The organism is Catenulispora pinisilvae, assembly GCF_015356865.1.
Classification (GTDB): Bacteria; Actinomycetota; Actinomycetes; order Streptomycetales; family Catenulisporaceae; genus Catenulispora; species Catenulispora pinisilvae.
This window is the reverse complement of the sequence record NZ_JAAFZA010000053.1, coordinates 1-21,501: the sequence shown is the minus strand read 5'-3', so window position 1 is coordinate 21,501 and position 21,501 is coordinate 1. Positions and strand designations below refer to the sequence as shown.

At 71.3% G+C, this 21,501-nt stretch carries 24 protein-coding genes; 9 read left to right on the top strand and 15 right to left on the bottom strand.

What is annotated here, in order from left to right; genetic code table 11:
- Position 1: 1 nt before the first annotated feature.
- The 5 genes from carA to pyrR are packed head-to-tail and all read right to left on the bottom strand — an operon-like array spanning position 2 to position 4,557.
- Positions 2 to 1,150, bottom strand: a complete 1,149-nt coding sequence (gene carA / locus IZR01_RS16995; protein ID WP_194924398.1) for a glutamine-hydrolyzing carbamoyl-phosphate synthase small subunit — start codon at positions 1,148 to 1,150, stop codon at positions 2 to 4.
- On the bottom strand, positions 1,147 to 1,719 hold the full coding sequence (locus IZR01_RS16990) for a PH-like domain-containing protein (RefSeq protein WP_194897940.1): 573 nt from the start codon (positions 1,717 to 1,719) through the stop codon (positions 1,147 to 1,149). The genes carA and IZR01_RS16990 overlap by 4 nt, the downstream gene beginning before the upstream one ends.
- Entirely contained in the window at positions 1,716 to 3,008 is a 1,293-nt protein-coding gene (locus IZR01_RS16985; protein WP_194897939.1) for a dihydroorotase, read from the bottom strand. Before IZR01_RS16985 ends, IZR01_RS16990 begins: the two co-directional genes overlap by 4 nt.
- Positions 3,005 to 3,991 (bottom strand): aspartate carbamoyltransferase catalytic subunit, encoded by a 987-nt coding sequence (locus IZR01_RS16980; RefSeq protein WP_194924397.1) that lies wholly within the window; start codon positions 3,989 to 3,991, stop codon positions 3,005 to 3,007. The genes IZR01_RS16985 and IZR01_RS16980 overlap by 4 nt, the downstream gene beginning before the upstream one ends.
- A complete protein-coding gene (pyrR, locus tag IZR01_RS16975; RefSeq protein WP_194897156.1) occupies positions 3,988 to 4,557 on the bottom strand; it encodes a bifunctional pyr operon transcriptional regulator/uracil phosphoribosyltransferase PyrR in 570 nt (189 codons plus the stop codon). The genes IZR01_RS16980 and pyrR overlap by 4 nt, the downstream gene beginning before the upstream one ends.
- 332 nt (positions 4,558 to 4,889) lie before the next feature.
- Between pyrR and bldD the strand changes: the two genes are divergently transcribed.
- On the top strand, positions 4,890 to 5,447 hold the full coding sequence (gene bldD / locus IZR01_RS16970; protein ID WP_194897157.1) for a transcriptional regulator BldD: 558 nt from the start codon (positions 4,890 to 4,892) through the stop codon (positions 5,445 to 5,447).
- 91 nt (positions 5,448 to 5,538) lie between these two features.
- Here bldD and IZR01_RS16965 read toward each other — a convergent pair whose 3' ends face one another.
- Both IZR01_RS16965 and IZR01_RS16960 read right to left on the bottom strand, forming a co-directional pair.
- Complete coding sequence (locus IZR01_RS16965) at positions 5,539 to 6,384, bottom strand: alpha/beta fold hydrolase (RefSeq protein ID WP_194897158.1); 846 nt, start codon at positions 6,382 to 6,384, stop codon at positions 5,539 to 5,541.
- 145 nt (positions 6,385 to 6,529) lie between these two features.
- Positions 6,530 to 7,102: a CGNR zinc finger domain-containing protein gene (locus tag IZR01_RS16960; RefSeq protein WP_194924396.1), complete on the bottom strand. Its 573-nt coding sequence runs from the start codon at positions 7,100 to 7,102 to the stop codon at positions 6,530 to 6,532.
- An 85-nt stretch (positions 7,103 to 7,187) separates the two neighbouring features.
- Here IZR01_RS16960 and IZR01_RS16955 point away from each other — a divergent pair, with 85 nt between their 5' ends.
- Together IZR01_RS16955 and IZR01_RS16950 are read left to right on the top strand one after the other, a co-directional pair.
- On the top strand, positions 7,188 to 7,577 hold the full coding sequence (locus IZR01_RS16955) for a carboxymuconolactone decarboxylase family protein (RefSeq protein WP_194897160.1): 390 nt from the start codon (positions 7,188 to 7,190) through the stop codon (positions 7,575 to 7,577).
- Entirely contained in the window at positions 7,574 to 8,563 is a 990-nt protein-coding gene (locus IZR01_RS16950) for a phosphotriesterase family protein (RefSeq protein WP_194924395.1), read from the top strand. Before IZR01_RS16955 ends, IZR01_RS16950 begins: the two co-directional genes overlap by 4 nt.
- Before the next feature lie 105 nt (positions 8,564 to 8,668).
- On the opposite strand, the gene nusB is transcribed toward IZR01_RS16950, so the two are convergent.
- The 7 genes from nusB to aroC are packed head-to-tail and all read right to left on the bottom strand — an operon-like array spanning position 8,669 to position 14,208.
- Positions 8,669 to 9,106, bottom strand: coding sequence for a transcription antitermination factor NusB (nusB, locus tag IZR01_RS16945; RefSeq protein ID WP_194897162.1), 438 nt, complete (start codon positions 9,104 to 9,106; stop codon positions 8,669 to 8,671).
- Positions 9,106 to 9,669 (bottom strand): elongation factor P, encoded by a 564-nt coding sequence (gene efp / locus IZR01_RS16940; RefSeq protein WP_194897163.1) that lies wholly within the window; start codon positions 9,667 to 9,669, stop codon positions 9,106 to 9,108. The genes nusB and efp overlap by 1 nt, the downstream gene beginning before the upstream one ends.
- A gap of 57 nt (positions 9,670 to 9,726) precedes the next feature.
- Positions 9,727 to 10,866, bottom strand: a complete 1,140-nt coding sequence (locus IZR01_RS16935) for an aminopeptidase P family protein (protein ID WP_194897164.1) — start codon at positions 10,864 to 10,866, stop codon at positions 9,727 to 9,729.
- Positions 10,867 to 10,890: 24 nt separating this feature from the next.
- Positions 10,891 to 11,370 (bottom strand): type II 3-dehydroquinate dehydratase, encoded by a 480-nt coding sequence (gene aroQ / locus IZR01_RS16930; protein ID WP_194924394.1) that lies wholly within the window; start codon positions 11,368 to 11,370, stop codon positions 10,891 to 10,893.
- On the bottom strand, positions 11,367 to 12,482 hold the full coding sequence (aroB, locus tag IZR01_RS16925; protein ID WP_194897166.1) for a 3-dehydroquinate synthase: 1,116 nt from the start codon (positions 12,480 to 12,482) through the stop codon (positions 11,367 to 11,369). The genes aroQ and aroB overlap by 4 nt, the downstream gene beginning before the upstream one ends.
- Positions 12,482 to 12,982 (bottom strand): shikimate kinase, encoded by a 501-nt coding sequence (locus IZR01_RS16920; RefSeq protein WP_194924393.1) that lies wholly within the window; start codon positions 12,980 to 12,982, stop codon positions 12,482 to 12,484. The genes aroB and IZR01_RS16920 overlap by 1 nt, the downstream gene beginning before the upstream one ends.
- Positions 12,979 to 14,208: a chorismate synthase gene (aroC, locus tag IZR01_RS16915; RefSeq protein ID WP_194897168.1), complete on the bottom strand. Its 1,230-nt coding sequence runs from the start codon at positions 14,206 to 14,208 to the stop codon at positions 12,979 to 12,981. The genes IZR01_RS16920 and aroC overlap by 4 nt, the downstream gene beginning before the upstream one ends.
- 193 nt (positions 14,209 to 14,401) lie before the next feature.
- Between aroC and IZR01_RS16910 the strand changes: the two genes are divergently transcribed.
- From IZR01_RS16910 to IZR01_RS16890, 5 genes are all read left to right on the top strand, one after another.
- Positions 14,402 to 15,292 carry a helix-turn-helix transcriptional regulator gene (locus IZR01_RS16910; RefSeq protein ID WP_194924392.1) on the top strand — a complete coding sequence of 297 codons (891 nt, stop codon included), beginning with the start codon at positions 14,402 to 14,404 and terminating at the stop codon, positions 15,290 to 15,292.
- A 193-nt stretch (positions 15,293 to 15,485) separates the two neighbouring features.
- On the top strand, positions 15,486 to 16,280 hold the full coding sequence (locus IZR01_RS16905; protein WP_194897170.1) for an ABC transporter permease: 795 nt from the start codon (positions 15,486 to 15,488) through the stop codon (positions 16,278 to 16,280).
- On the top strand, positions 16,273 to 17,115 hold the full coding sequence (locus IZR01_RS16900) for an ABC transporter permease (RefSeq protein ID WP_194924391.1): 843 nt from the start codon (positions 16,273 to 16,275) through the stop codon (positions 17,113 to 17,115). The genes IZR01_RS16905 and IZR01_RS16900 overlap by 8 nt, the downstream gene beginning before the upstream one ends.
- A 5-nt stretch (positions 17,116 to 17,120) precedes the next feature.
- On the top strand, positions 17,121 to 18,083 hold the full coding sequence (locus IZR01_RS16895) for an ABC transporter ATP-binding protein (RefSeq protein ID WP_194897172.1): 963 nt from the start codon (positions 17,121 to 17,123) through the stop codon (positions 18,081 to 18,083).
- 62 nt (positions 18,084 to 18,145) lie between these two features.
- On the top strand, positions 18,146 to 19,993 hold the full coding sequence (locus IZR01_RS16890; protein WP_194924390.1) for a protein kinase domain-containing protein: 1,848 nt from the start codon (positions 18,146 to 18,148) through the stop codon (positions 19,991 to 19,993).
- Between the two features lie 43 nt (positions 19,994 to 20,036).
- On the opposite strand, the gene IZR01_RS16885 is transcribed toward IZR01_RS16890, so the two are convergent.
- The gene (locus tag IZR01_RS16885) at positions 20,037 to 20,618 is read right to left on the bottom strand and encodes a TetR/AcrR family transcriptional regulator (RefSeq protein ID WP_194924409.1); all 582 of its coding nucleotides are present in this window, start codon (positions 20,616 to 20,618) and stop codon (positions 20,037 to 20,039) included.
- 59 nt (positions 20,619 to 20,677) lie between these two features.
- On the opposite strand from IZR01_RS16885, the gene IZR01_RS16880 reads away from it, so the two are divergent.
- The coding region (locus IZR01_RS16880; protein ID WP_194924389.1) for a class I SAM-dependent methyltransferase at positions 20,678 to 21,501 on the top strand (824 nt) is incomplete at its 3' end.

Genomic DNA, 21,501 nt, shown 5'->3' with positions numbered 1-21,501 from the left:
CTCAGGCCTCGCCCTTCTCGTCGTTCTTGGCGGTGGCCATCAGATCCACGAATCGGTCGAACAGGTAGGCGGCGTCGTGCGGACCGGCCGCCGCCTCCGGGTGGTACTGCACGCTGAACGCCGGGACGTCCAGCGCCCGCAGACCCTCCACGACGTCGTCGTTCAGGCAGACGTGGCTGACCTGGACCCGGCCGTACTCGGTGTCCGAGACCTGGTCCAGCGGCGCGTCCACGGCGAACCCGTGGTTGTGCGCGGTGACCTCCACCTTGCCGGTGGCGCGGTCCTGCACCGGCTGGTTGATGCCGCGGTGGCCGTACTTCAGCTTGTAGGTGCCGAAGCCCAGGGCCCGGCCGAGGATCTGGTTGCCGAAGCAGATCCCGAAGACCGGGATCCGCCGGTCCAGGACGGCGCGCACGATCGGGACCATCGACTCCTCGGTGGTCTCCGGGTCGCCGGGGCCGTTGCTCATGAAGAAGCCGTCCGGCTCCAGGGCCAGGACGTCCTCCAGGGTCGCCGAGGCGGACAACACGTGGACCCGGGCGCCGCGCTCGGCCATCCGGCGCGGTGTCATGGACTTGATACCGAGGTCGTAGGCGGCCACGGTGAACTTGTGCTCGCCGATCGGCTCGACCACATAACCCTGCTTGGTGGTGACGTCGCCGACCAGGTCCGCACCGGCCATCGCCGGGCTCGCCGCGACCTTCTCGACCAGTGTCTTCGGGTCCTGCTCGGCCAGCTCGCCGGAGAACACGCCGCAGCGCATCGCGCCGCGCTCGCGCAGGTGCCGGGTGATGGCCCGGGTGTCGACGCCGGAGATCCCGACGATGCCCTGCGCCGTCAGCTCGTCGTCCAGGGTGCGCTGCGAGCGCCAGTTGGAGGCGACGCGGCTGGGGTCACGGACCACGTAGCCGGCCACCCAGATCTGCCGGGACTCGGGGTCCTCGTCGTTCACACCGGTGTTGCCGATGTGCGGGGCCGTCATCACGACGACCTGCCGGTGGTAGGAGGGGTCGGTCAGGGTCTCCTGGTAGCCGGTCATACCGGTGGTGAAGACGGCCTCGCCGAAGGTCTCGCCGAGCGCGCCGTAGGCGTCGCCGCGGAAGGTCCGTCCGTCCTCCAGGACCAGGATCGCCGGGGGTCGATTGCTCATGCGGACGGCCTTTCTGTAGCGCTCACTGCGAAGTGGGCTTCCAGTGCCCGCATCAGTTCATCAGTCCCGTGGCGGGGGTCGACGCCGGTGTCCAGGGTGCGGTCGCCGTGCTGCCAGGTGATGACGACCAGGCCCTCGTCGCGGAGGTACTTGCCGGCCATGCCGGAGGCCAGTCGGATGCCGCGGATCGCGGCGGCCGGGATGAAGACCGCGGTGGGCTCGCGGTCGATCAGCACGCCGGCGGCGGCCACGCGGACCTGCGCGTTGCTGCGCTGGCCGAGACCGTGGACGGCGATGCGGTCGAGCCAGTCGCCCTCGGAGGTGGTCGAGACGTAGACGGTCTCGAAGCCCTCGCCGGAGAAGACTCCCTCGGGGACCTCGTTCAGCGGCTGCAGGTCAGCCTGGCGGGCCTGCCGCTTCTTCCAGCCCCGCCACATCAGCAGGTAGATGCCGCCCATCGCGACCAGCGTCACGATGGTCCACAGGATCCGCTGGCCGATGTGCGTCACCGGCGCGGAGTGCTCGCCCGCGGCGAGGCTGTGTTGAATGAAGATCGGCGGGTTGTTCATGCGAGCTTCCCGTCCAGAACCGTGGCGGTGCCGCGCAGGAAGGTCGCCACCACCGCGCCGGGCAGCTCCATCGCCTGATACGGGGTGTTCTGCGACAGCGAGGCCAGGCCGGTGCGGTCCACGGTGCGTTTCGCCCTCGGGTCCACCAGGACCACGTTCGCCGGCTCGCCGATCGCCAGCGGGCGGCCGTGCCGGTCGTCGACCTGACCGATGGCGGCCGGCCGCACCGACATCCGGTCCGCGACGTCGGCCCAGGTCATCAGGCCGCTGTCGACCATGGTCTGCTGCACCACGGACAGCGCGGTCTCCAGGCCGAGCATGCCCATGGCCGCCGCGGCCCACTCGCAGTCCTTGTCCTCCTGCGGGTGCGGGGCGTGGTCGGTGGCGACGGCGTCGATGGTGCCGTCGGCCAGCCCTTCCCGCAGCGCGGCGACGTCCGTGGCGGACCGCAGCGGCGGGTTCACCTTGTAGATCGGGTCGTAGCTCTTCACCAGGTCCTCGGTGAGGATCAGGTGGTGCGGGGTGACCTCGGCGGTCACCGGGTGGCCCTTGGACTTGGCCCAGCGGATCAGCTCGACCGAGCCGGCCGTGGAGACGTGGCAGACGTGCAGCCGGGACTTGGTGTGCGCGGCCAGCAGGATGTCGCGGGCGATGATCGCCTCCTCGGCCACCGCCGGCCAGCCGGCCAGGCCCAGGAGCCCGGACAGCTCGCCCTCGTTCATCTGCGCGCCCTCGGTCAGGCGCGGCTCCTGCGCGTGCTGCGCGACCACGCCGTCGAAGGCCTTCACGTACTCCAGCGCGCGGCGCATCAGGTTGGCGTCGGAGACGCACTTGCCGTCGTCGGAGAAGACCCGGACCCGGGCCGCGGAGTCGGCCATCGCGCCGAGTTCGGCCAGCCGCTCGCCCTTCAGGCCCACGGTGACCGCGCCGACCGGGAAGACGTCGCAGTGCCCGGCCTCGCGGCCCAGGCGCCAGACCTGCTCGACCACGCCGGCGGTGTCGGCGACCGGGTCGGTGTTGGCCATCGCGTGCACCGCGGTGAAGCCGCCGAGCGCGGCGGCCCGGGTGCCGGTGTCGACGGTCTCGGCGTCCTCCCGGCCCGGCTCGCGCAGGTGGGTGTGCAGGTCGACCAGGCCGGGCAGGGCGATCAGGCCGCCGGCGTCGATCACCACGGTGCCGGCGACCGGGCCCAGGGCCCCGGCCTCGGCGATGATGCCGTCGCGCAGGAGCAGGTCCCGCGGGTCACCGCCCAGGATGCTCGCGTTCTTGATCAGGTAGGTGGTGCTCACGCGACGGCGCCCTTCGGTTCGGTGTTCTGGTGCTGGCTGTGGCCCTCTTCGCTGCCGATCGCCGACTCGCTCCCGCTCAGCAGCAGGTACAGCACGGCCATCCGGACGCTGACGCCGTTGGCGACCTGCTCGACGATCACCGACCGGTCGGAGTCGGCGACCGCGGCGGAGATCTCCATCCCGCGGACCATCGGGCCGGGGTGCAGGACGATCGCCTTGTCCGGCAGCTTGGCCATGCGCTGCGCGTCCAGGCCGTAGCGGCGGCTGTACTCGCGCTCGGTGGGGAAGAAGCCGCCGTTCATCCGCTCACGCTGGACCCGCAGCATCATGATCGCATCGCTGCCCGGGATCGCCGCGTCCAGGTCGTAGGAGACGTCGCAGGGCCAGCTCTCGACGCCGACCGGGAGCAGGGTGGGCGGGGCGACCAGGGTCACCCGGGCGCCGAGGGTGGCCAGCAGGTGCACGTTGGACCGGGCGACCCGGGAGTGCAGGACGTCGCCGACGACCGTGACCCGGCGTTCCTCGAAGCCGCCGAGGTGGCGGCGCATGGTGAAGGCGTCCAGCAGGGCCTGGGTCGGGTGCTCGTGGGTGCCGTCGCCGGCGTTCACCACGTGGCTGGAGCTCCAGCCGGCGGTGGCCAGCCGATAGGCGGCGCCGGAGGCGCTGTGCCGGACCACGACCGCGTCGGCGCCCATCGCCTCCAGGGTCAGCGCGGTGTCCTTCAGCGACTCGCCCTTGGAGACGCTGGAGCCCTTGGCCGAGAAGTTGATCACATCGGCGGACAGTCGTTTGGCCGCGACCTCGAAGGAGGTCCGGGTGCGGGTGGAGTCCTCGAAGAAGAGGTTCACGACGGTGCGGCCGCGCAGCGTCGGCAGTTTCTTGATCGGCCGGGCGGCCAGCCGGGCGATCTCCTCGGCGGTGTCCAGGATCAGCACCGCGTCGTCGCGGGAGAGGTCGGCGGTGGACAACAGGTGGCGCTTCATATGGCCGTCTCGCTCTCAATCCCCAGGTAGACGGCATCATGCTCCACACCGTCGTGCTCGCGCAGCCGGACCTTCACGCTCTCGCGCTGCGAGGTCGGCAGGTTCTTGCCGACGTAGTCGGCGCGGATCGGCAGTTCCCGGTGGCCGCGGTCGACCAGGACCGCGAGCTGCACGGCGCGCGGGCGGCCCAGGTCGTTCAGGGCGTCCAGGGCGGCCCGGATGGTGCGGCCGGAGTACAGGACGTCGTCCACCAGGACGATCAGCCGGCCGTCGACCCCCTCATCGGGGATCTCGGTGCGCTCCAGCGCGCGGGCGGGCTTGAGCCGCAGGTCGTCGCGGTACATGGTGACGTCCAGCGAGCCGACCGGGACGGTCGTGCCCTCGACGTCGGCGATGCGGGCGGCCAGACGGTCGGCCAGGAAGGTGCCGCGCGTGGGGATCCCCAGGAGCATCACGTCCTCGGCGCCCTTGGCGCGCTCCAGGATCTCGTGCGCTATCCGGGTCAAGGCCCGGGAGATATCCGCCTCATCAAGAACGGGGCGAGCACCTTGCGGTATCACGGGCATACTAAAAAGACCCCCTTCTCTGCCTCACGGGACAGATCGTTAAAGGACTCGGTCGGCAACGACTCTACCAGGACGATCACGCGTGATCGGCACGGGCGCTCCGCCATCCGAGTGCGGAGCACTGCTCTGCGTGACATAAGCTGATTGGACCAGACCACCGGCAGTCATCGGTTGTCTTGACAACGACGGGACTTGCGCAGAATCTCTGCTGCGCGTACCGTCACGCTAAGTCACCAACGGGTCATACGAGAAAACTGCCGATCCGCTGAACTGGGCCAAGCCGTGTGGCGAGGGGAACACGCAAGGCTGCAGTTGTGTCAATGGGGAGCTACATGTCCACCGAGTACGCGAAAGCGCTAGGCGTCCGACTGCGCGCCATCCGGTCCCAGCAGGGCCTGTCCCTGCATGGCGTCGAGCAGAAGTCGCAAGGGCGCTGGAAGGCTGTCGTCGTCGGCTCGTACGAGCGCGGCGACCGCGCTGTCACCGTGCAGCGTCTGTCCGAGCTCGCCGATTTCTACGGCGTGCCGGTCCACGAACTGCTGCCCGGCACCGGCGCCCCGGCGTCGGCGCACGAGCCCGGCGGCAAGCTGGTCCTGGACCTGGAACGGCTCAAGGCCCTCCCGGTCGATCAGGCCGGTCCGCTGCTGCGCTATGTCGGCAGCATCCAGAGCCAGCGCGGCGACTGGAACGGCCGGGTCATGACCATCCGCGGCGAAGACCTGCGGACCCTCGGCGTCATCTACGAGATGGCCCCGTCCGAGCTGGTGAAGATGCTCACCGACTGGGACGTCCTGAACCCGGCCGCGGCCCGCCCGTACAACGACGAGGAAGGCGACGGCGAGTCCGCCGGCTTCCCGGGCGGCTTCGCCGAGGACGACGACGAGGCGTAAGGCAAGGCACTCTGCGACGGCTCAAAGCCCGCCCGCGCTAAGGCGCGCGGCGGGCTTTAGGCTGTTCGGACGAAGGCGCCGAAGCTGAGATTCAGGCTGCCCGCGGGGCTGATCCGGCCTGCTCCCCCGCACCCGCAGTCCGAGCCGCTTCGGCGGCCGAGCGCAGCGAGCCCAACGGGAACATCCGCGCCGGCGGCTTGTCCTCGAAGAAGTCCAGCAGGATCAGGTTCACCAGTTCGGGCTTCTCCATCGGTGAGATGTGCGAGGTCCCCGGCACCACCGCCAGGCGGCCGTCCGGCGCCGTCCCGGCGATGGCCGCGGCGTGCGCGATCTCGACGCAGTCGTCATCGCCCTGCAGGACCAGCAGCGGCATCGGCAGTGCCGCGATCTGGTCGGTCGTGACCGGCGTCGCCTCGCGCCACATGCGGTTCAGCTTCTCCTCGACCACCGGGAAGTGCTCGGGCCCGTCCGGGGACAGGGCCTCGTAGATCGGCCGCCACGTCTCGGCCAGCCAGAACCGGCCGGGTTCCACCGACAGCGCCTGGGCCTCGGCGGTCTGGCCGCTGAGGTCCAGGACGGCGCCGCTGAGCAGGACCAGCCGGCTGACCAGGTCCGGACGCCGCATGGCCAGGCGCAGGGCCACGCTCGCACCGTTGCTCCAGCCGACCAGCCGCACCGGTCCCAGGTCCAGGGCCTCGATGAAGCCGGCGATGTCGTCGGCGAAGTTCTCGTAGGTGAAGGGGCCCTCGGCGTCCGCGGTCCGGCCGTGGCCCCGGCACTCCAGCATGTACACCCGGTACCACTCGGGCAGCAGATCCCGCTGCGGGTACCAGCTGTCGACGGTCCCGCCGGTGCCGTGGACCAGCACCACCGGCTCCCCCTCGCCGACCATTTCGTAGTACATGCTCAAGCCGTCGACGTCGACGTAGGCGCCCATGGCAGCTCCCCTCGCTCCGTTCGCCGGGACGGGTTCCCGTCCCGGGACACAGCTTCGCGCCGGGGGCTGGCAGACGGCTGACGAGTCGCTGACAGCGGGCGATCAGCGGGGCGTCAGCGCGTTGGCCATGTGGTCGGCGCGTCGGTCACGCGGTCGGTGCGGCCGTCGCCTTGCGGGCCCGGTGCGCCCGCACCCGGCCGCGGGTGGCGCAGGCCGGGGACGGGCACCAGCGGCGCCGGCCGTCCGGATCGGCGAAGACCCCGCGGCAGTCGGACTCGGGGCAGGACTTCAGCGCGTGCCGCTCGGGGCCGGTGAGCTGTTCGGCGGCCTGCCGGGCGATCCGGCCCAGCGCGGCGGCGGCGCCGGCCGGGGCCGGCCGGACCAGGCCGGGCGGCTCGGCGGCACCGGCCAGCCGCAGCGGCCCGTCGTACGCCTCCAGGAACGCGATCAGCGCCGCCGCGGCGTCCGGGGGCGGCTCCGCACCGGTGGTGGCGGACAGGGCCAGGGGGCGGAGCGTTTCGCGCAGGTGCCGGGCCAGCTCCAGATCCGCGACGGCGACCGGGCCCTCCGGCGTCAGCTCCACGGCCGCCAGCCAGTCCGCGAGGCGCTCCGGGGTCGGGATGCGCTCCTCCGGATGGCGGCCGAACGCACTGCCGCGGGTGGCGAGCAGGTTCAGCCACGTCGCCCCGGTGTCGAGGCGGAAGGGGATCGGTTCCATGGAAAAGAGTGTAACGGTCTCACCGTTACATCTGCTAGCGTCCTCAAGTAACGCTTGAGGCGTTACACCTATCAGGGGAGGACCCATGGAATCCGAGAAGGCGACCTTCGACCGCGAGGCCGGCTACGCGCTGCTGGAGGAGTTGCAGGACGAGGCGACCCGGAGCGCGGGCGTGCAGGCCGTGGACAAGCTGGCGCCGGGCTTCACGGACTGGATCGTGACGGCCCTGTTCGGCGGCACCTACCAGCGGCCCGCGCTGACGCTGCGGGACCGGCAGATCGCGAACCTGGCGGCGCTGACCGCGCTGGGCGGCGTGGAGCCGCAGCTGATCGGGCACATCAAGACCAGCGAGCGGATCGGGATGAGCCGCGAGGAGATCGTGGAAGTGATCGTGCACATGGCGCCGTACGTCGGCGTGCCGAAGGCGCTGGCCGGGCTGCGGTGCGCGGCGGCGGCGTTCGAGGCGGCGCAATGATCCGCACGGTTCTGGGCGACATCCCCCCGGCGGCGCTGGGGGTCACCGACGCGCACGACCACCTGTTCTTCGCCTCGGCCAAGCTGCCCGGCCAGGAACTCGACGACGCGGCGGCGGCCGAGGCCGAACTGCGCGCGTTCGCGGCGGCCGGCGGACAGGCGCTGGCGCAGTGGACGCCGATGGGACTGGGACGGCGCGCCGAGCACCTGGCCGCCCTGTCGGAGGCCGCGGGGGTGCACCTGATCGCGGCGACCGGGCTGCACCAGGCCGGACACTATTCGCCCGAGACGCTTACGCCCCTGCTCGACGGCCTGGCCGAGCGGTTCATCGCAGAGCTCACCGAAGGGCTGCGGCGGGACGGGGACCCGGACGGCCCGCCGGTCGAAGACACGGCAGCAGGCAGCGGCGATCGCGATGGAAATGGCGATCGCGCTGCCGCCGAGATCCGATCGCCGCGCGCCGGCCTCGTCAAAGTGGCCGGGGACTTCCATCAAGTCGACCGACACGCCTCGATGACCTTCGCGGCCGCCGCCGCGGCGCACCAGGCCACCGGCGCGACCATCGCAGTGCACTTGGAAGGCGGCACCCACCCGCTCGGAGTGCTGAAAGCGCTGGAAGGCGTGCCAGCGTCGTCGGTCATCCTCGGCCACCTGAACCGCTTCCCCGACCTCGGGCCGCATCGCGAGGCGGCCGAAGCGGGCGCCTTCCTCGGCTTCGACGGCCCCTCGCGCGCCAACCACGCGACCGACTGGCGCCTGTTCGACTGCCTGGCCGCGCTGATCGACTCCGGCCACACCGACCAGATCCTGCTCGGCGGCGACACCACCAGCGCGGCGGCCCGGCTGTCCAGCGGCGGCGGGCCGGGCATCCCCTACCTGCTCACCGACATCAGAGCCCGGGTACTCCGCGACTTCGGCCCCGACGTCGCCGACGCCTTCTTCCTCCACAACCCGGCGCGCGCCTTCGACACCGACTGGCAGGCCTGAAGCCGCACCTGAGAGCACATCCGAAGACCCAGAAAGGGCTTGGCTCGCGAACCTTCGCGAGCCAAGCCCTTTCCCTTTTTCAAACTTCCCGTCCAAGCTTCCCGGCTACCGGGTCAAGCGTTCCTTGACCTCGGCTATCCGCGCCAGGAGTCCGTTGACGAACTGCGGCGACTCCTCGGTCGACATCAGCCGGGCCAGCGAGACCGCCTCGTCCAGGACCACCGCGTCCGGCACGTCGGCCTGCCACAGCAGCTCGTACACGCCGATCCGCAGGACGTTGCGGTCCACGGTCGGCATGCGGTCCAGAGCCCAGCCCTCGCTGTGCTCGTCGAGCAGGTCGTCGATCTTGTCCACGTGCTCCAGCACGCCCTCGACCAGGGTCGCCGCGTACGGCTGCACGGCCGGGATGGTCCCCTCCGGCCCCTGGGCGCGGACCCTCGCCTGAGTGTCGGCCAGGACCGTGCGCGGGTCGACGCCCCGCAGATCCGCCTCGAACAGGATCTCCAGGGCCCGTTGGCGGGCCTTGCTCCGCGGTGAGGCCATCAGCTGCTGACGCGACCGAGGTAGGAACCGTCGCGGGTGTCGACCTTGACCTTCTCGCCGGTGGTCAGGAACAGCGGGACCTGGATCTCGTGGTCGGTCTCCAGGGTGGCCGGCTTGGTGCCGCCGGTGGAGCGGTCGCCTTGCAGGCCGGGCTCGGTGTACTTGATCACCAGCTCGACGGCGGCCGGGAGCTCGACGTACAACGGCGCGCCGTCGTGCGTGGCGACCAGCGCGTCGGTGCCCTCGAGCATGTAGTTCGCCGCGTTGCCGACCGTGTCGGCGGAGACGTAGAGCTGGTCGTACGTGTCCTTGTCCATGAACACGAAGTCTTTGCCCTCTTGGTACAGGTACTGCATGTCGCGCCGGTCTACGTTGGCCGTCTCGACCTTGATCCCGGCGTTGAAGGTCTTGTCGACCACCTTGCCCGAGAGCACGGCCTTGAGCTTCGTGCGCACGAACGCGGGGCCCTTGCCCGGCTTGACATGCTGGAACTCCACGACGGACCAGAGCTGGCCGTCGATGTTGAGCACCATGCCGTTCTTCAGTTCGTTTGTGGACGCCACGTCGGTGAGTACTCCTGCTTCCGACTGCCGGCCCTGGCGAGTCAGGCCGTCGGCGGCCTACAGCACCAGCAGTTCCTTGGTGGTAATGGTGAGCAGCTCCGGACCGCCCTCGGCCTTCGGCCTGACCACCAGGGTGTCCTCGATACGGACACCGCCGCGGCCCGGCAGATAGACCCCGGGTTCTACGGTGACCGGAGTGCGATCATCCAGTGTACCCGGCAGACCGGCGCCCAGCCTCGGGTCCTCATGGATCTCCAGGCCGACGCCGTGTCCGAGCCCGTGCCCGAAGTACTCGCCGTAGCCGGCGGCCTCGATCACCGCGCGCGCCGCGGCGTCCACGTCGGCGCAGCGCACCCCCGGGGCCAGCGCCTGCCGCCCGGCCTTCTGCGCGGCGAAGACCAGGTCGTAGACCTCGACCTGCCAGTCCGCCGGGGCCCGGCCGACCACGAAGGTGCGGGTCATGTCGGCGTGGTAGCCGTGGTAGAGCGCGCCGAAGTCGATCTTCAGGAACTCGCCCTCGCCGACCCGCCGCTCCCCGGGCCGGTGGTGCGGCACCGCGGAATTCGGGCCGCAGGCCACGATGGTGTCGAAGGCCCGGCCGTCGGCGCCGTGGTCGGTCATCCGGCGCTCCAGCTCCTGGGCGATGTGCCGCTCGGTGCGCCCGATCAGGATGGACTCGGTGAGCTCGGCCAGCGCCCGGTCGGAGATCGCGCAGGCCTCGCGGATCAGCGCGATCTCGCTCTCGTCCTTGACCCGGCGCAGCTCCTCGACCGCGTGCCCGAGCCCGACCAGCCGCGCGCTGGGCGCCGCCGCGGTCAGCTCGGCGGCCAGCTGCCGGTGCTCCTCGACGGTGATCTCGTGCTCCTCCACCGCGATCGCCCGCAGCCCGTCCTTGGCCGCCCGCTCGACCAGGGCCGGGGCGCAGTGCCGGACGATGATCCGCTCCACGTCCGGCACCTCGGAGGCGGCCTGGGTGTCGTACCGGAAATCGGTGCAGAACACCGCGCCGCCCCGGGTGACCAGCACCGCGCCGTTGGAGCCGGTGAACCCGGTCAGGTACCGGACGTTCACCAGCTTGGTGACCAGCGCGGCGTCCGCGTCCACCGCCTCCAGCCGGGCCCGCAGGCGCTCGCGGCGGGCGGCGTAGGCCTCGGGGGCGATGGCGGCGGGTCCGGTTGCGCTGCGGTCTGCGGTCATGCTCCCCAGACTACGAAGCTCCGTTCACTCCGGCAGCTCAGACAGGGCTCTTAGCGCAAGAAGATAGGAGCCGATCCCGAACCCGGCGATGGTCCCGCTGGCCACCGGCGCGATGACGCTCTTGTGCCGGAACGCCTCGCGCGCGTACGGGTTCGAGATGTGCACCTCGACCAGCGGCGCCGTGCGCTGCGCGGCGGCGTCGCGCATGGCGTAGGAGTAGTGGGTGAACGCGCCGGGGTTGATCACCACCGGCAGCTTGCCGTCGGCGGCCTCGTGCAGCCAGCGCACGATCTCGCCCTCGTCGTTGGTCTCGCGCACCTCGACCTCGAAGCCGAGCTCGGCGCCGAGCTCCTGGCAGGCCTTGACGAGCGCGGCGTAGGAGGTCGAGCCGTAGACGTCCGGCTCGCGGCTGCCGAGCCGGCCGAGGTTGGGGCCGTTGAGGACCAGGACTTTACGGAGCTCACCGCCTGCGCGGGACTCATTGCGGGGATCGTTCTCGCTCACAGGTCCACCACTCCTCCGGCACCCTGTTCCTTGGCCACCTCGCCGTAAGCCGCGATCAGCAGCGCCGGATCCGGCCCCTCCAGCACCGTCGGCCTGGCCAGCCCGTCCAGCACGATGAACCGGAGCGTGTTCGCCCGGGACTTCTTGTCCACGCGCATCGTCTCCAGCAGTTTGGGCCAGGCCTGCGCGTCATAGCCGGTGGGCAGGCCGAGCGCGGTGAGGATGGCGCGGTGCCGGTCGGCGGTCGCGTCGTCCAGGCGGCCGGCGACCCGGCCGAGTTCGGCGGCGAAGACCATGCCGACGCTGATCGCCGCGCCGTGCCGCCAGCGGTAGCGCTCGTTGCGCTCGATGGCGTGGCCGAGGGTGTGGCCGTAGTTCAGGATCTCCCGGCGCCCGGCCTCCTTCAGGTCCGAGGAGACCACGTCGGCCTTGACCGCGACGGCACGCTCGATCAGCTCGCGGGTGTGCGGGCCGTCGAACCGCTTGGCGCCCTCGATGTCCGCCTCTACCAGCCGCAGGATCTCCGGGTCGGCGATGAAGCCGCACTTGACGACCTCGGCCATCCCGGCGACGAAGTCGTTCGCGGGGAGCGTCTGCAAAGTGTCCAGGTCGCACAGCACGCCGGCCGGCGGGTGGAAGGCGCCGACCAGGTTCTTGCCCTCGGCGGTGTTGATCCCGGTCTTGCCGCCGACCGCCGCGTCCACCATGCCCAGCAGCGTGGTCGGGATCTGCACCACCCGCACCCCGCGCAGCCAGGTCGCGGCGGCGAAGCCGGCCAGGTCGGTGGTGGCGCCGCCGCCGAGCCCGACCACCGCGTCGGTGCGGGTGAAGTTGGACTTGCCCAGCACCTCCCAGATGTAGGCCAGGACCTCGACCGACTTCGCTTCCTCGGCGTCCGGCACCTCGACGGTCAGGGCCTGGTAGCCGCCGTGCTCGCGGAGATCGTCGCGCACCGCCTCGGCGGTGGCGGCCAGCGCGCGCGGGTGCACGATCGCCACCCGCGCGGCCTTGGCGCCGATCATCGCGGGCAGCTCGCCGAGCAGGCCGTGCCCGACGACGACCTCGTAAGGCTCCTCGCCGCCGACCTTGATGCGCGTTTCCGTGCTCGCCACTACTTCCCCAGGCTTTCGACGATCTCGGCCGCGACCTGCTCGGGCTCGCGGTCGGTGCGGACGGTCAGGACGGCGACCTCCTCATAGAGGGGACGCCGCTCATCCATGAGCTTGAGCAGCGTGCCGCGCACATTGCCCAGCAGCAGCGGACGATCGCGGTTGAGGCCGACCCGGGACGCGGCGTCGGCCAGCGTGACCTCCAGGAAGGCGACGCGGTGTTCCTTGAGCAGGATCCTGGTGTCGGCGTCCAGGATGGCGCCGCCCCCGAGGGCCAGGACGCCACCGTGGGTGGCGAGCGCCTCCTTGACCGCGCTCTTCTCCAGCGCGCGGAAGTGCGGCTCGCCGTGCTCGACGAAGATCTCCGAGATCTGCTGCCCGGCCGCGGCCTCGATGTCCTCATCCGAGTCCCGGAAAACGACACCCAACTGGTCGGCCACCAGGCGGCCGACCGTGGACTTGCCGGAGCCCGGGGCCCCGACCAGGACGACGACCGGGCTCACGCCTGCGCCCCCACGGTGTGCTCGGGCCCTGCGATCCGCACCGGCAGGCTCGCGAGGTAGGACTCGTGGTTACGGCGGGTCTCCTTCACCGAGTCGCCGCCGAACTTCTCCAGCACCGCGTCGGCCAGCACCAGCGCGACCATCGCCTCGGTCACGACGCCGGCGGCCGGGACCGCGCAGACGTCCGAGCGCTGGTGGTGGGCCACGGCGTCCTCGCCGGTGGCGGTGTCCACGGTGCCCAGGGCGCGCGGAACGGTCGCGATCGGCTTCATGGCGGCGCGCACCCGCAGCACCTCACCGGTCGACATGCCGCCCTCGGTGCCGCCACTGTGTCCGGTGCGGCGCCGCACGGCCAGAGGGTCGTTCGCGGCGACCTCCATCTCGTCGTGCGCCTGCGAACCGGGGATCCGCGCCAGCAGGAAGCCGTCGCCGATCTCCACGCCCTTGATGGCCTGGATGCCCATGACCGCCCCGGCCAGCCTGGCGTCCAGCCGGCGGTCGGACTGCACGTGCGAGCCCAGGCCCGGCGGCAGGCCGTAGACGACCACCTCGACGACCCCGCCGAGGGTGTCGCCGTCCTTGTGCGCCTGGTCGATCTCGGCGATCATCGCCGCCTCGGCCTCCGGGTCCAGACAGCGGACCGGGGAGGCGTCCAGCTTGTCCAGGTCCGCGGGCAGCGGCAGCACCGCCTCCCGCGGCGACTCGGCGGCGCCGATGCCGACCACGTGCGAGACGATCTCGGCGCCGATCGCCTGGCGCAGGAACTCCCGGGCCACCTCGCCCAGCGCCACCCGGGCCGCGGTCTCGCGCGCCGAGGCCCGCTCCAGCACCGGCCGGGCGTCGTCGAAGCCGTACTTCTGCATGCCGGCCAGGTCCGCGTGGCCGGGCCGGGGCCGGGTCAGCGGGGCGTTGCGGGCCTGCGCGTCCAGCAGCTCGGGGTCCACCGGGTCGGCGGCCATCACCGTCTCCCACTTGGGCCACTCGGTGTTGCCGATCTGGATCGCCACCGGACCGCCCTGGGTGAGGCCGTGCCGCACACCGCCGAGAATGGTCACCTGGTCCTGCTCGAACTTCATGCGCGCCCCGCGGCCATAGCCGAGGCGGCGCCGGGCGAGGGCGTCGGTGAGGGCCTTGGTGGACGTCTCGACCCCGGCCGGCAGCCCTTCGAGGACCGCGGTGAGGGCCGGACCGTGGGATTCCCCTGCGGTGAGCCAGCGTAGCGACATGGGGCGATTCTTCCATGTCTCAGTCGGCGAGCCGCACAGCGTTCGGGGATCGGACGCCGCGCGGGGCGCCGCGCGAGCTCGCACGGCGCGCCACGAAAGTGATTGGCGAGCAGGCGCCCCTACAGGAGTGCGTAGCCGTCGGGGGTACCAGCAGGACCTCCCTCCGCCCGCGGACAGGACCTATGGTGAAGGGGTGGCCAAGATCGATCTGCGCACCGAGATCAAGGAATTCCTGAGCTCGCGGCGCGCGCGGATCACTCCCGAGCGGGCCGGACTGCCCGCCTACGGCGACAAGCGCCGGGTCAAAGGTCTGCGTCGAGGAGAGGTGGCTCTCCTGGCAAAGGTGTCGGTCGACTACTACGTGCGTATGGAGCGCGGCAGCCTCGCCGGCGCCTCCGACGGGGTGCTCGACGCGTTGGCCTCCGCCTTGCAGCTTGACGAGGCCGAGCGCGATCACCTGTTCCACCTTGCGCGGCAGTCCGGGGCGCCCGGCGGTCCACACTGCCGGCGACCCGCCGTGACGGTGCGTCCGGCACTTCAGCAGGTACTCGACGCCATCACCGACGCGCCGGCGTGGATTTGCAACAGCCGTTATGACGTGCTGGCCATGAATCACCTTGCCCGCGCACTGTTTTCACCGGTGCTGGCCGACACGCGCCGGCCGGCGAACACCGCGCGGTTCGTGTATCTGGATCCCGAAGCGGCGAGAACGTTCTTCGTCGACTACGACCGAATCGCCTGCGATGTGGCCGCGAAGCTACGCATGGACGCCGGCCGCGATCCGCACGACGAGGAGCTGATCGCCCTAGTCGGTGAATTATCGACACGCAGTGAGCTATTCCGGCAGCGGTGGGCTTCTCAGGACGTTCGGCTCCACCGGTCCGGGCGCAAGCGTCTGCACCATCCGGTAGTGGGCCAGCTCGACCTGGACGTCGAGTCGATGGAGCTGCCTGCCGAACCCGGCCTGCTCCTGAGCGTCTACACCGCGCCCGCCGGCACGGCGACCGCGGACGGTCTAGCGCTATTGGCGTCGTGGGCGGCTGGCCAGGAGAAGCTGGCGACAGAGATCCAAGCACTCAGCTGATATTCCAACCTTCTCAGTCCGTCTGAGCCAGCGCTGAACGATCGGCGAGAGCGACGGCCCCGAGGCCGTCTGCCACTCGACCGCCGCGAGCCGCGCTGACCCCGGGTGCCGTCCGCGCGCCGGCGCAAAATCCGTTGCGACGCGTTCCCGGCCGCTGGCAGAGTGCCAAGTTCGCCCCCGGAAGGACAAGACCTTGGTCGTCTATGCCCTCATCTCCCGACAAGCTTTCCGGCGCTACCTCACCTACCGCGGAGCGATGGTCGGCGGAGTGCTCGCCAACACCGTCTTCGGCGTCATCAAGGCCTTCATCATGATGGCCGTGTGGCGCCAGCGCCCGAGCATCGGCGGCTACGACGTCGCCGACGCCGTCACCTACGTCTTCCTCGCCCAAGCGATGATCGGGCCGATGTCGACGCTCAACAACGGCCTGGACATCCCGGCCCGGATCCGCTCCGGCGACATCGGGACCGACCTGTTCCGGCCGGTCGACTTCCAGACCTACTGGCTCGCCAACGATCTGGGCCGCGCGGCCTTCAGCGTCCTGGGCCGCAGTGTGGTGCCCTTCGTCATCGGCGCGCTGCTCTTCCACCTGCACCTGCCCACCGATCCCCGGGTGTGGGCCGCGTTCACGGTGGCCCTGTTCCTCGGCGTCGTCGTCAGCTTCGCCCTGCGGTACCTGGCGGCGATGTCCACCTTCTGGCTGCTGGACGAGAAGGGCGTGGTCGGCATGGCCACCGTCGTGACCTCGTTCTTCAGCGGCATGATCGTGCCGCTGGTGCTGTTCCCGGGCTGGCTGGGGCAGCTGGCGCGGCTGCTGCCGTTCGCCGCACTGGTACAGCTGCCGGCCGACGTCTTCCTCGGCAAACGCAGCGGCGGCGCGGTCGGCACGGGGTACCTGTTCGAGATCGGCTGGGCCGCGGCCCTGCTGCTGGCCGGGCGGCTGGTCACCCGGCGGGCCCGGCACCGGGTGGTGGTGCAGGGTGGCTGAGCAGCCCTTCGAACGGCGCTTCGAGCAGCGGACGCCGGGCGCCGTGGCCACCTATCTATACACCGCGCGGATGTGGGGACGCTCGGCGATGCAGTATCGGGCGTCCCTGGTGCTGGTGATGGTGAACAGCCTGTTCATGGGCAGCCTGGAACTGTTCGGCATCCTGGTGGTGTTCGGGAACGTCTCGTCGATCGGCGGCTTCTCGCTGCCGGAGGCGCTGTACCTCTACGGGACCGCGCAGGCCGCGTTCTTCACCAGCGACCTGCTGTTCACCGGCACCGAGTACCTGGCCGTGCGGATCCGCATGGGCACCTTCGACAGCCTGCTGATCCGGCCGGTCGGCGTGCTGCCGCAGGTGTTCGCCGACCAGTTCACGCCGCGCCGGCTGACGCCGATGATCCCGGCGTTCGCCGCGCTGGTCGTCGGGCTGGCCAAGGCCCCGGTGCACTGGACCCTGCTGCGCGCCGCGATGGTGCCCTACACGCTGCTGGTCGGGGTGGTCGTGTTCGGGGCGGTCTGGGTCCTGGTCGGCGCGTTCCAGATCGTCGCGGCGGACGCCTCCGAGGTGATGAACAGCGTCACCTACGGCGGCCAGTTCATGACTTCCTACCCGCTGGCCCTCTACGGCCGGAATCTGATGCTGTTCCTGACCTTCGGCCTGCCGATGGCCTATGTGAACTGGCAGCCGACGCTCTACGTCCTGAACCACGCCGATCCGCTCGGCACCCCCTCCTTCTTCCGCTTCGCCGGGCCGCTGTTCGCCGCCGCCCTGTGGGGCGTGGCCCTGCTCGCCTGGCGCGCGGCCCTGCGCCACCACCGATCCACCGGGAGCTGACCGCCGTGACCTCTGTATCCCGACCAATCATCGAAGCCGAGCACTTGTCGAAGACCTACACGCTGCGCAAGAAGACCGGCCGCCTGAAACGGGAGCGGACCACCGTCGAGGCGGTCCGCGACCTGAACCTCGCCGTCGCCGAGGGCGAGCTGCTGGGCTACATCGGGCCGAACGGCGCGGGCAAGTCCACCTCGATCAAGATGTTCACCGGCATCCTGTCGCCCTCGGCCGGGCGGCTGCGGGTGGCCGGGCTGGAGCCGATCCGGGACCGCAAGCAGCTGGCCCGGCGGATCGGCGTGGTGTTCGGCCAGCGCACCACGCTGTGGTGGGACCTGCCGCTGCGCGACTCCTTCGCGCTGCTGCACCGGATGTACGCGGTCCCGGACGCGCGCTTCGCCGCGAACCTCAAGCGCTTGGTGGCCCTGCTTGAGCTGGAGCCGCTGCTGGACACCCCGGTCCGTCAGCTCAGCCTGGGCCAGCGGATGCGCGGCGACCTGGCCGCGGCGCTGCTGCACGACCCGGCCGTGCTCTACCTGGACGAGCCGACCATCGGCCTGGACGTCACCAGCAAGGCCGTGGTGCGCGAGTTCCTGGCCGAGCTGAACCGGGAACAGGGCACGACGATCGTGCTGACCACCCACGACCTGGACGACATCGAGCGGCTGTGCCGCCGGGTGGTGGTCGTCGACCACGGGACCGTCGCCTACGACGGCGAGCTGGACACCCTGCGGGCCCGGGTGGCCGCGGACCGGACCCTGGTCGTGGACCTGGCCGAACCGGTCCCGGCGATCGCCGTGCCGGGCGCGGCGGTGACCCGGATCGACGGCCCGCGCCAGTGGCTGGCCTTCCCGGCCGAGGCGAACGCGGCGGCCCTGGTGGCCGACATCGCCGAACGCTATGAACTGCTGGACGTCTCGATCAGGGACGCAGACATCGAGGAAGTTATTCGCAACCTGTACACAGGCTGATACGGTAACCGCGCAATCTCGGGCGTGGCTGCTGAACTGCGACGACTTATCTGGGAGGCGCGTTGGCCGGCTGGACTGTTGCCGGGTACACCGCGACGGGGGTGTCCGCCCCCGGCGCCGGAGACGACGGCCGGGTGGCCGAGGCCGTCCAGGACGCCACCGGGGCGCGGGTACTGATCACGTATCCGGACCCGCGGCTGGGCTCGGACGAGGCATTCCGCGAGCGGTTCCGCACCGAGATGGAGCTGCTGCGGGACGTGGACCACCCGAACGTGGTGCGGGTCCGCGAGCTGGTGGCGACCGAGACCGGCTTGGCGCTGATCACGGACGCGGTCCAGGGCGCGGCGCTGCGCAGGGTGCTCGCGACTTCGGGTCCGCTGTCCCCGGAGGCGGCGCTCGCGGTGCTGCGCGGGTCGCTGTCGGGGTTGGGCGCGGCGCAGGAAGCCGGAGTCGTGCACCGGGACTATCAGCCTTCGAACGTCTTGGTCAGCGCGGAGGGGGTCTGCCGGGTCACGGGCTTCGGGCTCGCCGTGCGCACCGAGGCGATGATGCCGGCAGCGGGTACGCCTTCTTATATGGCGCCCGAATTGTGGGAGGGCGCTTCGCCGCGATCGGTGACCGACATCTACGCGGTCACGGCGACCTTCTACGAGTGCCTGACCGGGCGGGTGCCATACACCGCGGAGTCGGTGTTCGAGCTCCAGACGCTGCACCGGGCCGCGCCGATACCCGCGGCCGACGTGCCGGCGGCGCTGGCGCCGCTGCTGGCGCTGGGGCTGGCCAAGGCGCCGGTGGAGCGGCCGGCCGACGCGGCGGGGTTCCTCGCCGAGTTGGAGGCGGCCGCGGCGGTGGCGTACGGGCTGGAGTGGGAGGAACGGGGGCGGCGGGAGTTGGCCGCGCTGGTCGCGCGGGTCGGTTCTGAGGACGGGGTGGCGACGAGTGTGTTGCCGGCGGTGGCCGGCGGTGTCGGTGTAGGTGTCGGTGTCGGTGTCGGTGAAGTCCCTTCCATCTGGGCCGACGACAGCGCCCCGGAATCCTTGGGCGACGACGGCGAGCGGATGGGCCGCGGGACCAAGATCGGGATATCGGTGGCCGTCGTCGCGGTCATCGGAGCGGTGCTGGCGGCCGTGGCCTTCTCGCCCGGCAAGCACGCGGCCGCGACCGCCGGGCCGTCCGGCGAGATCGTGTCGGCGTCCGACACCTCGTCGGTGATCGACGGCTCTTCTCCGGGGCTGGCGGCCGGGGCCGGTCCCACGCCGGGTTCGCGGAGTTCGGACAGCGGCGCTTCTCCCACGCAGGCCACTTCAGGCAGCTCGGCTACTTCGTCGGCCACCGCGAAGACGCCCCCGACCTCCGGCCCGGGGGCGACGCCGATCGGCGTGCCGCTGCCGAGCTCGAGCTCGGTCGGGTCCCTGCCGAGCTATCCGTCCGCGCCACCGCCGTCGAGCGGGTCGCCCACCACGTCGGCCGGGGGCAGCACGCCGCCGACGACGCCGAGCGTGACGGTGACGGTCTCGGCGAGCGCGACCATGAAGAACAGCACATACAGCGGGCCGTGTCCGCCCACCGACCCGCCGACCGGGACGGTCACGTTCACCGTCAGCGGGCTGCCCTCGGGGAGTTCGGAGGCGATCTCCTACCACTGGCGGGTGGCGGGCGGCGGCGCGGGTGGCGGCTGGAACTCGGTCAACGCCCAGGACGGGAGCACCACCGAGCAGTTCACCGTCTCCGACGACCCACACTCGCAGAAGGGGCTGTCCGGGACGGTCGAGGTGGACTGGAGCGCCCCGGGCACGTCGGGCGGTGCGGCGACGGCCGGGTCCGTGGACATCAAGTGCACCGGCGGCGGCACTGGCGGCGGCCCCGGCGGTACCGGCGGCGGCGTTCCCACCAGCGGCGCCAGCAGCTGACATCGCGCGTGGGCCGATCGGGCGGCCGACGATCGGGCGGCGGCTACGTCAGCCCCAGCGCGTCCACGACGAACGGCCTCACCTCGCTGAACGTCAGCGGTCCGGCCCCGCGTTCGGCGAACGCCAGCTGCGCGGAGCCCACCAGCATCAGGGTCTTGAGGTCGGTGTCGAGCTCGGCCGGGAGGCGTCCCAGCGCGCGTTCGGCCGCCAGGTAGCCGGCCACCATGCGCGTGCCCTCGGTCAGCACCGGCAGGCCGGGGACGCCGGCCGCGCGGAGCCGGGCCCGCAGGCCGTCGCGGAAGGTCACCAGCACCAGGACGTGCTGGGCCACCGAGCCGAAGAAGTCGGTCAGCGCCTCGGTCAGGTTGTCGGCGAGATCGCCCCGGCCGGCCCGGGCCCGCAGCCGCCCGTCCCGCTCCGCCACGCGCCGCGCGCAGTCGATGAGGTAGTCGGCGAGGAAGGCGTCGAAGTCGGCGAAGTGCCGATGCAGCACGCCCTTGGCCACGCCGGCCTCGTCGGTCACCGCGCGGCTGGTCAAGCCCGCAGGCCCGGCCCGAAGCAGGACTCGCTCGGCGGCCTCGAACAGCTGTTGGCGGGGGTCGCGGATGGCGACGCCGGTCGGCACGGCGGCGACTCCCTTCGGCAGCGATCGACGAGTGGGCACGCGCCCACTAGAGTGGGCACATGACCACTATACCTGCGGAAACCCCCGCTGAGCAGCCCAGCAAGTCCGCGATCGCGCAATCCTTCGGCGAAGACCCCGCCCACTACGACCGGGCCCGCCCCCGCTATCCCCAGGAGCTCATCGACCGCATCGCCGCCGGGCACAGCGGCCGCACCGTCCTGGACGTCGGCTGCGGCACCGGCATCGTCGCCCGCCAACTCCAGGCCGCAGGCTGCGCCGTCACCGGCGTCGAACCCGACCCGCGCATGGCGGCGTTCGCGACGGGAAGCGGCCTGAGCGTCGAGATCGCGAAGTTCGAGGACTGGGACCCCGCCGACCGCCACTTCGACACCCTCACAGCCGGCATGACCTGGCACTGGGTCGACCCGACAGCCGGCGCCCGACAAGCAGCGCGCGTGATCCGCCCAGGCGGCCGCATCGCCCTGTTCTGGAACGCCTTCCAGATCCCACCGGACCTCACCAAGGCCTTCGCGCAGGCCTACGCCACCATCCTGCCCGAGGCGCCCATGTACCAGCGCGGCCTGCGCGACAGCGAGAATCGGGACACCAGGAACGTCTACGCACCCCTGCTGACCAGCACCGCCGACCTCCTGCAGAAGAACGGCTTCGATCAGGTCGAACAATGGCGCGACGAATGGCAACGCACGTACACCCGCGCCGAGTGGCTGGACCTCTTCCCCACCTTCGGCGGCCACGCACTCATGCCGCCCGAGACCGTGGCCGCGCTGCGAGAAGCGATCGGCGCGGCGATCGACGCGGCCGGCGGGGAGTTGGTGGTGGAGTACGCGACGGTGACGGTGACTGCGGTGCGGCAGGACGGTGG

Bases quoted from the DNA above. Each gene is read 5' to 3' on its own strand.
- carA (WP_194924398.1), bottom strand. From the start codon at position 1,150: ATGAGCAATCGACCCCCGGCGATCCTGGTCCTGGAGGACGGACGGACC.
- IZR01_RS16990 (WP_194897940.1), bottom strand. From the start codon at position 1,719: ATGAACAACCCGCCGATCTTCATTCAACACAGCCTCGCCGCGGGCGAG.
- IZR01_RS16980 (WP_194924397.1), bottom strand. From the start codon at position 3,991: ATGAAGCGCCACCTGTTGTCCACCGCCGACCTCTCCCGCGACGACGCG.
- pyrR (WP_194897156.1), bottom strand. From the start codon at position 4,557: ATGCCCGTGATACCGCAAGGTGCTCGCCCCGTTCTTGATGAGGCGGAT.
- bldD (WP_194897157.1), top strand. From the start codon at position 4,890: ATGTCCACCGAGTACGCGAAAGCGCTAGGCGTCCGACTGCGCGCCATC.
- IZR01_RS16965 (WP_194897158.1), bottom strand. From the start codon at position 6,384: ATGGGCGCCTACGTCGACGTCGACGGCTTGAGCATGTACTACGAAATG.
- IZR01_RS16960 (WP_194924396.1), bottom strand. From the start codon at position 7,102: ATGGAACCGATCCCCTTCCGCCTCGACACCGGGGCGACGTGGCTGAAC.
- IZR01_RS16955 (WP_194897160.1), top strand. From the start codon at position 7,188: ATGGAATCCGAGAAGGCGACCTTCGACCGCGAGGCCGGCTACGCGCTG.
- IZR01_RS16950 (WP_194924395.1), top strand. From the start codon at position 7,574: ATGATCCGCACGGTTCTGGGCGACATCCCCCCGGCGGCGCTGGGGGTC.
- nusB (WP_194897162.1), bottom strand. From the start codon at position 9,106: ATGGCCTCACCGCGGAGCAAGGCCCGCCAACGGGCCCTGGAGATCCTG.
- IZR01_RS16935 (WP_194897164.1), bottom strand. From the start codon at position 10,866: ATGACCGCAGACCGCAGCGCAACCGGACCCGCCGCCATCGCCCCCGAG.
- aroC (WP_194897168.1), bottom strand. From the start codon at position 14,208: ATGTCGCTACGCTGGCTCACCGCAGGGGAATCCCACGGTCCGGCCCTC.